This is a genomic window from uncultured Eudoraea sp., from assembly GCF_947258925.1.
GTDB lineage: Bacteria > Bacteroidota > Bacteroidia > Flavobacteriales > Flavobacteriaceae > Eudoraea.
The window spans coordinates 107741-117614 of sequence record NZ_CAMYKG010000005.1; the positions used below are offsets into that span (position 1 = coordinate 107741).

At 38.5% G+C, this 9874-nt stretch carries 7 protein-coding genes and 1 tRNA gene; 6 read left to right on the forward strand and 2 right to left on the reverse strand.

The window, feature by feature from the left end; all coding sequences use genetic code 11:
* Positions 1–209: 209 nt before the first annotated feature.
* Entirely contained in the window at positions 210–1055 is an 846-nt protein-coding gene (locus Q0X77_RS03095; protein WP_297792847.1) for a hypothetical protein, read from the reverse strand.
* 254 nt (positions 1056–1309) lie between these two features.
* On the opposite strand from Q0X77_RS03095, the gene Q0X77_RS03100 reads away from it, so the two are divergent.
* The 6 genes from Q0X77_RS03100 to Q0X77_RS03125 all read left to right on the forward strand — a co-directional run bounded on the left by Q0X77_RS03100 (position 1310) and on the right by Q0X77_RS03125 (position 9453).
* Positions 1310–2479 carry an efflux RND transporter periplasmic adaptor subunit gene (locus tag Q0X77_RS03100; RefSeq protein WP_297792850.1) on the forward strand — a complete coding sequence of 390 codons (1170 nt, stop codon included), beginning with the start codon at positions 1310–1312 and terminating at the stop codon, positions 2477–2479.
* A gap of 7 nt (positions 2480–2486) precedes the next feature.
* Positions 2487–5651: an efflux RND transporter permease subunit gene (locus Q0X77_RS03105; protein WP_297792852.1), complete on the forward strand. Its 3165-nt coding sequence runs from the start codon at positions 2487–2489 to the stop codon at positions 5649–5651.
* A 1-nt stretch (position 5652) separates the two neighbouring features.
* Positions 5653–7116, forward strand: coding sequence for an efflux transporter outer membrane subunit (locus tag Q0X77_RS03110; protein ID WP_297792854.1), 1464 nt, complete (start codon positions 5653–5655; stop codon positions 7114–7116).
* A gap of 520 nt (positions 7117–7636) precedes the next feature.
* Complete coding sequence (locus Q0X77_RS03115) at positions 7637–7780, forward strand: hypothetical protein (RefSeq protein ID WP_297792857.1); 144 nt, start codon at positions 7637–7639, stop codon at positions 7778–7780.
* Positions 7781–7984: 204 nt separating this feature from the next.
* Positions 7985–8359 carry a hypothetical protein gene (locus Q0X77_RS03120; protein WP_297792859.1) on the forward strand — a complete coding sequence of 125 codons (375 nt, stop codon included), beginning with the start codon at positions 7985–7987 and terminating at the stop codon, positions 8357–8359.
* Between the two features lie 596 nt (positions 8360–8955).
* The gene (locus Q0X77_RS03125) at positions 8956–9453 is read left to right on the forward strand and encodes a DNA starvation/stationary phase protection protein (RefSeq protein ID WP_297792862.1); all 498 of its coding nucleotides are present in this window, start codon (positions 8956–8958) and stop codon (positions 9451–9453) included.
* 333 nt (positions 9454–9786) lie between these two features.
* On the opposite strand, the gene Q0X77_RS03130 is transcribed toward Q0X77_RS03125, so the two are convergent.
* Positions 9787–9861: transfer RNA gene (locus tag Q0X77_RS03130), tRNA-Val, on the reverse strand.
* Positions 9862–9874: the final 13 nt, after the last annotated feature.

Consider the following 9874-nt stretch of genomic DNA (forward strand, 5'->3'; position numbering starts at 1 on the left):
CAAATTAAGCCGTGAATTTACAAAAAAAAGAAGCTTTTTTATTCTTTTTATCATCTAAAATGCAAGGTTCAATATTACCTTTTCAATTAAAAAATAAGGTGTAAAGCATTAACAGGAGAAAGCTACGAACCTTACGTCAGTAGGCACAAAAGAAACTTATAATAATAAGGCATCAGCAAATTAATAAGGGAGCTTATATCTGCTTCAGATTAAAAATTACCTACAACGCGTATAGTTGGACCATTAAAGGTTAGGTCAAAACTGCCTTTAAAATCATCGTTGTCAATTTGGGCATTAAAGTTATAAAACTGATAGTTGGCATTCACGGCAAGATTTCTGATAATCTGGAAAGTGACCCCAGGGCTAACATTCCATAAACCACCGGATAGATTGTCAATTTTTATCCCAAACCAGTCCAGGTTGGCGGAAAATGCCCATCGGTGGGTAGGGGCCCAAATATACCATAAGCCAATGTTGGGCAAGGGAAGAAAGGCAGATACTTCACTTTTACTAAATCCATCTGATACATCCCCAATAAATCCTTCACCTGCAACGGAAGCTTTAACATTAAGGCCATGAATACCAAGCCCACCGCCCAACTCATGTTTTTGACCGGTACTTATTACCCTTCCGAAGAATACCCGGTATAAGCCAACCCCAAAAGACACTTCGGCTGAACCACCCACTGGATATGTTATACCTTCCCATTCTATATCTTCATCCAATGTTACATTTCTTGTAGTCCCAACTTTGAAATACTCCCCGCGTACAGACCAGAATTTATTCCTGGAAAATCTCCATAAAAAATTTAAATTAAAAGTATTCTCACCCTCCTTAAGACCGAGGGTTTCATCAAAATCTATGTCTTCTAGATCTTCAATTTCATCAATACTTATATTACCTTCAACACCTAGCTTCACATCTCTGGCAGGAAAATAAACCCCGGCTCCTATTAAAAATCTATCTGTGAGCAATGGATGTTTATCATCTTCACTCTGTGAAAAAACAGAACCAAAGGTGATTAAAATTGTGAGAATGCTGAGTACACTTTTCATATGTTTTGAAGTTGATTATCTATTGTTAATAAGAAAGTTCCAAAGTTCACTAAATTCAATGATATAATATATGATATAGATCAGTTGTTAACTAAACTTAACTACTAATTAAATATAACTAAAACATTTGTATAGCCCGGTCAATTAGGAAAGTAAATTAGTTATATTTATAGCTTTTGAAGCTAAAACGAAGATGCGAATATTAAGTCGCTTAAAGTTGTTTTACTTGTAGTAAAATTTATATCATCCATTCTATGCAGCACAAATACTATTTTAATTTATACGTTTTAATACTGGGAGGGCTTACGATTTTTACATCCTGTAAGGACAAAAAAACGGAATTACCGCCTCCGGAGATACAGGTTATTAAAGTCATTAAAAAGGATGTCCCCTTATCAAGAGAATTTGTAGGTCAGGTATATGGGTTTCAGGATATACCTATCAGGGCCAGGGTAGAGGGATACCTTCTTGGTGTTCATTTTGAAGAAGGTTATCCCGTTAAAAAAGGTCAATTGCTATATACCATAGATGCACAACCTTTTGAAACACAGGTAGCTTCAATGGATAGCAAGGTGGCCGAAGCCAGAACTTATCTTGTAAATGCCGAAAATGAATTGGCGAGGTATAAACCCCTGGCCGAAATTAATGCCGTTAGTAAAAGTGACCTGGATGCTGCCCAGGCGAGCAGAGATGCTGCCCTTTCTTCCCTGGATGCGGCCGAAGCCAATTTAAGAATGTCTCAAATACAACTGGGTTATACCCGAATAAGCTCTCCGATAGATGGCCTGATAGGTAAAACTGAGGCGCGAACCGGGGAATTTGTTGGGAGAGAACCTAACCCGGTGATTCTAAATGTGGTATCGGATATAAGTAAAATGCGGGTTGAGTTTTTCCTTACAGAGGCAGAGTATTTAATAATTGCCCGGGATTTTAAACAAAATGTATCTGAAGATGGGACTGTAGATCGTAAGAATCCCAAAAACCGGGAAAATCTAACGTTAATCCTGGCAGATGGAACAACTTATGAAGAGAAAGGCAGTGTGCAGTTCCTGGGAAGGGCCATTGATTCGGAAACCGGTTCAATATTGGTCCAGGCGACTTTTAACAACACCCGCGGACTCCTTAGGCCAGGTATGTATGCCAAAGTTCGTGTCGAATTTGAAATTGCGGAAAATGCGCTTCTGGTGCCGCAGAAATGTGTTACGGAATTGCAGGGTCGGTATTCCGTCTTTGTCATAGATGAAGGTAATATTGTAAAATCTAAGCAAGTAGAAGTTTCAGACAGAATAGGTGATCTATGGCTTATTAGATCGGGCTTAACGGAAAATGAACAGGTACTAATTGATGGTTTGCAAAAGGTAGCAACAGGTATGGAAGTAAAACCCGTGGTTACTAAGTACGAAAGCAAAATTTCTGAAAATTAATCCTATTATGGCCGAAGACTCAGGTAATTTTTTTGTTAGAAGACCCATAGTGGCAATTGTAATTGCCATTGTTATTGTAATTGTAGGTTTCGTATCCCTTCTAGGTTTACCTATAGAACAATATCCAAACCTTACGCCACCTATTGTTCAGGTAAATGCGAGATATACCGGGGCCAATGCCATCAGTGTTGAAGAATCTGTTGCCACTCCATTAGAACAGGAAATCAATGGAGTGGACAATATGATTTATATGAAATCAACCAATTCCAATGATGGTACCATGACCATTGATATCTCATTTGATGTGGGCACAGATCCGGATATGAATACCGTACTGGCTCAAAACAGGGTATCTGCGGCCTCCGCCAAACTACCGCAGGAAGTGACAAAATTTGGGGTATCTACTAAAAAATCGTTGCCAAACATTATGCTGGCAATGACATTATCTTCTGATGGAAGATATGATCAGGATTTTCTTGGAAATTATGCCTTGATCAACATAAAAGATCAATTATCGCGAATTAAAGGTATTGGCCGTGTTGATGTTCTTGGAACGTCTGACTATTCCATGAGGATTTGGGTAAAACCAGACCTGCTCTCTAAAATGGGGATTACGGTACCTGAAATCCTTAATGCAATTAACGAGCAAAACGTTATTGTGCCGGGTGGTAAATTTGGAGCAGAACCGGCACCCCCGGGTACCGAGTTCACCTATACAGTACGTTTACCGGAAAGATTTAATTCTGTTGAGGCTTTTGAAGATATTGTTGTGAGAACCAATGAAGATGGATCCCAGGTTAAAATTAAGGATATAGCTACTGTAAATCTTGGCGTTGAAACCTATGCCATGATTCCCCGGGTGAACAAAGAAACCTGTGCAATTGTAACGGTCTATCAGGCACCGGGATCCAACGCGGTAGAATTGGCTGAGAATTTAATTGCAGAGATGGATAATCTTTCCAAAGACTTTCCTGAAGGCATTCAGTATGATGTAGCTCTAGACTCTACCTTACCCATAACAGCCGGCATTAAGGATATTGTAGTAACCCTTATTATAGCATTGTTCCTTGTAGTTTTAGTCGTGTTCATATTTATTCAGGATTGGCGGGCCACTTTAATCCCTACCCTTGCAATTCCTGTTTCATTGATTGGAACATTTATGTTTTTTCCGCTGTTGGGTTTTACTATAAATGTTTTATCCCTCTTAGGGCTTGTGCTGGCTATTGGAATAGTGGTTGATGACGCTATTGTTGTGGTGGAAGCTGTGCAGGTGAACATAGCAAAAGGTATGAATACGAGGGCAGCTACATTTGATGCAATGAAAAAGGTAACAGCACCTGTAATAGCAACGACCCTTGTATTGGTAGCGGTTTTTATTCCGGTTGCAGGGATGGCAGGAATAACAGGGTTACTTTATCAGCAGTTTGCTATTACTATTGTGGTATCTGTGCTTGTATCTTCTGTAAATGCGTTGACTCTTAGTCCGGCACTTTGTTCATTACTTTTAAAAGAACCAAAACCTTACAAAGGGGTTTTGGGCAAATTCTTTGAGAAGTTCAATAAGGGGATGGATCAGTCCACAAATTCCTATATGAGTTATACCAGCATTGTCTCCAGAAAACTAAAAAGAGGGGTCGTTTATATTGTCATATTTACCATTGGTGCCATAATATTTGGAAGCCTTGTGCCCGGTGGATTTATTCCTGAGGAAGATATGGGCTATTTTTACATTAATACACAACTGCCCAATGCTGCATCTATTCAGCGTACAGATGAAATACACAAACAAATTGAAGAAATCGTCTTAAATAACCCTGATATTGAATATTTAACTTCTGTTTCCGGATTTAGTCTACTTTCCGCTTCTGCAGTGCCAAATAGCGGGCTATTTTTTGTTACCCTTACAGAATGGGGCAATAGGGATAAGACTGCCAAGGAAGTAATTAAGGATCTGAACATAGAATTTGCCCAAAAATTGAAAGGGGCACAGGTTTTTGCTTTTGGCCCTCCTGCTCTTCCGGGCTTGGGGAGTGGTTCGGGCTTTAGTATTATGCTTCAGGATCGCGCAGGCAACACTCCTGAATACCTTGGCAAAAATACCATGAGATTTATCAAAGCTGCCAACGAACGGCCCGAAATTGGAGCGGCCTTTACTTCGTTCCAACCAAATGTTCCGCAAAGATACCTGGATATTGACAAGGAAAAAGCCCTCAAACTAGGGGTTTCACTAAATGATTTATATACAACCATCGGGGCTTTTATGGGAGGAGCGTACGTGAACAACTTCACCAGGTTTGGAAGGCTATATAAAACCTATATCCAGGCTGAACCGGAATACAGGGTCGATGAGAAACAGATAAATAATTTCTTCGTTAAAAATAGCAAAGGGAATATGGTACCGCTTGCAACTATAGCAAGTGTAAAACCTATTACAGGGCCCGATTATACGAACAGGTTTAATTTATTCCGGGCTGTTGAGGTTACGGGCTCTCCGGCACCCGGATATACCTCAGCAGATGCAATTGCTGCCTTAGAGGAAGTTGGAGACGAAGTACTTCCGGCGGACATGACCTACAGCTGGAATGCCATGTCGTTCCAGGAGAAAAAAGCATCAGGATCGCTTATGATCATCCTTACCTTTTCACTGCTGTTTGTATTTCTGATACTCTCAGCACAATATGAGAGTTGGTCTTTACCTTTTTCAATTCTTTTGGGTACACCATTTGCCATTTTTGGAGCGCTCGTATTTTTATGGATAGCCCGGTTATTTAGTCCAACATTTGAAAACAACATCTTTGCACAGGTCTCTTTTGTTATGCTTATTGGTATGGCCGCAAAAAATGCGATTTTAATTGTAGAATTTGCAAATGAAGAATTTAAGGATGGTGCAAGCCTTTATGATGCAGCAATGAAAGCTGCCAAATCGAGATTCAGGCCCATTCTAATGACTGCTTTCTCATTTATCCTGGGTGTTTTTCCATTGGTTATTGCCTCGGGTTCCGGAGCAGAATCCAGGAAAGTAATGGGTATGGCTTTATTGGGGGGAATGTCTTTGGCAACAATTCTGGGGGTGTTTTTCTATCCCATGTTATTTATCCTGATTGGCAAGATTGCCGGGTATGAGAAAAAACGGGATAAGGAATTGGCGACTGCAAATGAAACTTCAAGTTAAGATGAAAAAGATAAAAGAAATGAAAACCAAAATTTCCTTTATACTTATAGCTTTAAGTACCATCTTTTTGTTTGAAGCATGTAAAGTAGGTCCCGGTTTTAAAACACAGCGTACTGAAATTGATTCCACTGCAGTTTACCGTTATGACAGTATTCAATTAGCCATGACAGATTCTGTACTCAATATTAGTTGGTGGGAATTGTTTGATGATCCTGTTTTAGCAGACTTAATTGCCATTGGTTTAAAGGAGAATAAAGATGTACTTATTGCTTCTTCCAGGATAGAGCAAGCCATGGCACAATTGGGTTTCACTAAGGCAGACATGTGGCCAAAGATCGGTTATAACCTTAGTGCTCAAAGAGGGAATGTCATTGCCGGGGCACCCAGCCCTGATTTTTCAGCCCAAAATATTTTCACCGGCTTTGGAACGCTGAGTTGGGAACTGGACTTCTGGGGTAAATTCAGACGTGCCAATGAAGCCGCAAGGGCAGAACTCCTGGCTTCTGAATATGGACAACGAACCGTACAAATAGGCTTAATTGCTTCCATTGCAGGCACCTATTACCAATTATTGGATTTTAAGTGGCGAGAATACATCTCCCGGCAAACCCTGGAGTTACGACAAAAGTCCTTAAATATCATACAGGCAAGGTATGACGAAGGCATTGTTCCTGAAATTGACCTCAACCAGGCTCAGATTCAACGGGCTATAGCAGCTTCTGCCGTGCCTCTTTTCCAAAGGTCTGTTGCCCAAACAGAAAATGCACTCGGTATTTTACTGGGTAGAAGTCCGGGACCTATTACCACCGGTACTGAGCTGGAGGAACAGCAGTTACCTCCTGATATTCCTGTGGGATTGCCCTCAATGCTAATGGAAAGAAGACCGGATATCCTTAGGGCTGAAGCTTTGTTACACGGGCAAAATGCAAGAATTGGCGTAGCAGTTGCACAAAGATTTCCATCCATAAGTCTTACGGGCTTACTTGGTGTTGCCAGTGGTGATATTTCTACTATCACCTCCAATCCGGCAGCCTGGGCTATTAGCGGTAGTCTTCTGGGGCCTTTGTTTGAATTTGGTAAAAATAAACGTCGGGTGGAAATTGAGCGAAAGATAACTGAACAAATTCTGTATGAATACCAGCGAACCATAATCATAGCTTTTCAGGAAGTAGAAGATGCCCTTGTGGAAATAAGTACGCTTAAGGAAGAAAGACAGGCCAGAAAAGACCATGTAGCCGCGGCGAACAATGCGCAATATCTATCGGGTGAACGATACGATAAGGGAGTTACCAGTTTCCTTGAATTAATTGAAAGTCAAAGGCAGGCATTTGAAGCACAATTAAGTCTATCTGAAACTACCCAGGAACTTTTCAATGCTTATGTAAAACTTTATAAAGCACTTGGTGGTGGATGGCTGTCGGAGGAAGAATTGAATACAACCATAAATGCGGCTTCACAGGAATAAGTAAATTATAACTATTATGAATAAAACTATTTTTAAATTAGTTTTCATATTTTGTTTTTAACTATTATTCTCTTGCTCGATTTTTGCGCTGTGAGTTAAAAGGGAAATTCAATGGTCAGATTATCCTTTTCCTATTCTGGAAGAATTTAAAAAACGACTAAAATTTGACCTTACAATCGTTCCTGAAACACGAAAGTCTGATCATCCCGGAAAACTGAAAATTGCTTTTTGTATATAAAAAGGTAACCATGAAAATGGATCAATAGAACCAATTCGTTTGAATCCTATTTATCTCATTTGCCAACATAACATAGGTAAAGGATAGAAGTAATAGCTTAATTGCTTCTTAAATTTATACATTCAAATTTACAATCCATACAATATAATAGGATAAAGTTGGTGGATTATACTGTCAATGCATTTAGATCTCTTTATAGCATATTAACAAAATTTTAGTCTTCAATATTTGATATTCTCCCACTCATCCTTTAACATATAAAGGAATATTAAAATAAATATTATGGGAAATATTAGAGATAAAAGAAAATTTAAAAGAAAAGTAGAACAAACCAATCCTACCAATCCTACAGGGAATATCAACATTGATACCAATAAGTTTGATATTGATAAGGAAACCATTAAAGAACAACAAAACAAAAGGTAACAATTTATCTTTCCTCATCAAATTAAAATGCTATGCCAGGAAAAGTATTGCTTTTTTAATACCATTAACCGAAACTGCTTAGGTCCCGAAAATTTAAAAAAATAACCTTATAGACTGTATCCTTCTGTGTGAAACGGGTTTTTAATTATCCCGGAAAAGCCTAAGATAATTTGGATACTGTAAAAATTCTGTTAAATTATAAGAATGATAAGAAAGCAAAAATTAAAAAACAGAGCAATTTTAGAAAAATCAGTTAATCATCTTCAAGCTCAGGGTTTTGAAAATATCAAAGCCGATATGCCTGGTTACGAAACTCCCAAGAGCTTTTTAAAGAAAGGTACCGGATCTAACATGGTGCCAGACATATCAGCCTTTAAGAACGGGAAAAAACACTACTTCGATATCAGTCTTAAATTAGACAAACCCAGCATTTTAAAGTCAAAATGGTTATTATTGGACACCTATAGTCGTCTGAACGAAGCCGTTTTTAAAATTATTACTACCAAAGGACATTTTAAGTTTACCGACCAATTATTGGAGGATATTAACCTTACAAATAAAGAACCCTTAAAGATTTAAGCCCTTATTTCAATCCTTACGGTTAAGAGCTCATGATGTTGTGCAGACTGTTATGGTTTGGATCTGAGTTTTGTCTCGAGAAGTTTTAACTGCCATGATTTAGCTTTCCCCGGGCTCCTTCAGGATGCTACCTGTGCAACCAATATAAAACCTGAATTCATATCATAGATGACTACGATGAAAATACGTCTTTTAACAGGGTCTGTTTGTTCTGAAAATGCAGCATATTTCAAATTCAATCAATGCCTAAAACAATTACTCTATCAAAAGTTTTACTCTGAAATTTGAAATTGCCGGGTGGCATTGCCGCTATCATCTATAGAATTATTAGCAAAGGTTAAATGATGTTAAAAACTTGACTTTCTGCACTATATATATTAGATTAATTACATGAATAATATGAAACTCTTTCTAAAACAGGTAATTTTCTAAGTCAAGTAATTGGCTTAACTTCTTCTCTTCCGGAGATTTTTCTCTCCTTATTTTAAACACTATAAATGCTTTAAACATCTAAGAAACGATTACAATATCGTCTTCGAGGGTTAAAGCTCATAGTAGAAAATTTATCACGAATTAATTCAAAAACAATAAAAAAAATGGAAAACATTAAAACACCAAAAAGTAAAGAATATAAAAAATTAGGTTTTACATATTTAGAGACAGCAGAAATAGTCATTAATCTTAATACATTGTTGGCTAATTATCATGTCTTCTACAATAAGTTGAGAAACTTTCACTGGAATATAGAAGGCCCCGAATTTTTTGAGCTGCATGAAGAATTTGAAAAAGAATACAATACTGTACAACAGAATATTGATATTGTTGCCGAACGAATAAGGGTATTCGGAATTAAACCAAACTTTACAATGAAGAAGACTTTGGAACTTTCTGAAATAAAGGAAACAAAGCAAAATCTCTCCGCCATTGAAATGGTAAGGGAAGTTCTAAGGGATTTCGAAATTCTGCATGACAATATGATGTCCGCCATTGGTTCATCTCTCGATACCGGTGACATTGCCACAGAACAAATATTGACAGACTTTTTGAGAGCATTGGAAAAAAGAAATTGGATGTTCACTTCATTCCTCAAATAGAAATTTGACTTTCTACGTGAATATAAAAACCCAAGCCGGTCGGCGTGGGTTTTTTGCTTGATGTGGGCCTTACTGGATTACCTCATCCTATTCAGTGAGCCATTGGGAGACCGCTTCTGCAAATAGAAAACACGCAGCCGCAAATAGGGCTGCGTAGCTCTTTCTTTCCCTGCTACTGGATTAGATATCCATCGGGAAACCGCTCCTGCAAATAGAAAACTTGCAGGCTAAAAGCCTGCTTTTTTTTATTCCTTAACAAAAGCTCAAACGAGTTTGGCTTTCTAAATGGAATAAAAAAACCTGCGCCGTTTGGCGCAGGTTATCTGCTTGATGTGGGCCCTACTGGATTCGAACCAGTGACCCCCTGCTTGTAAGGCAGGTGCTCTGAACCAACTGAGCTAAGAGCCCCTAAGGGGATGCA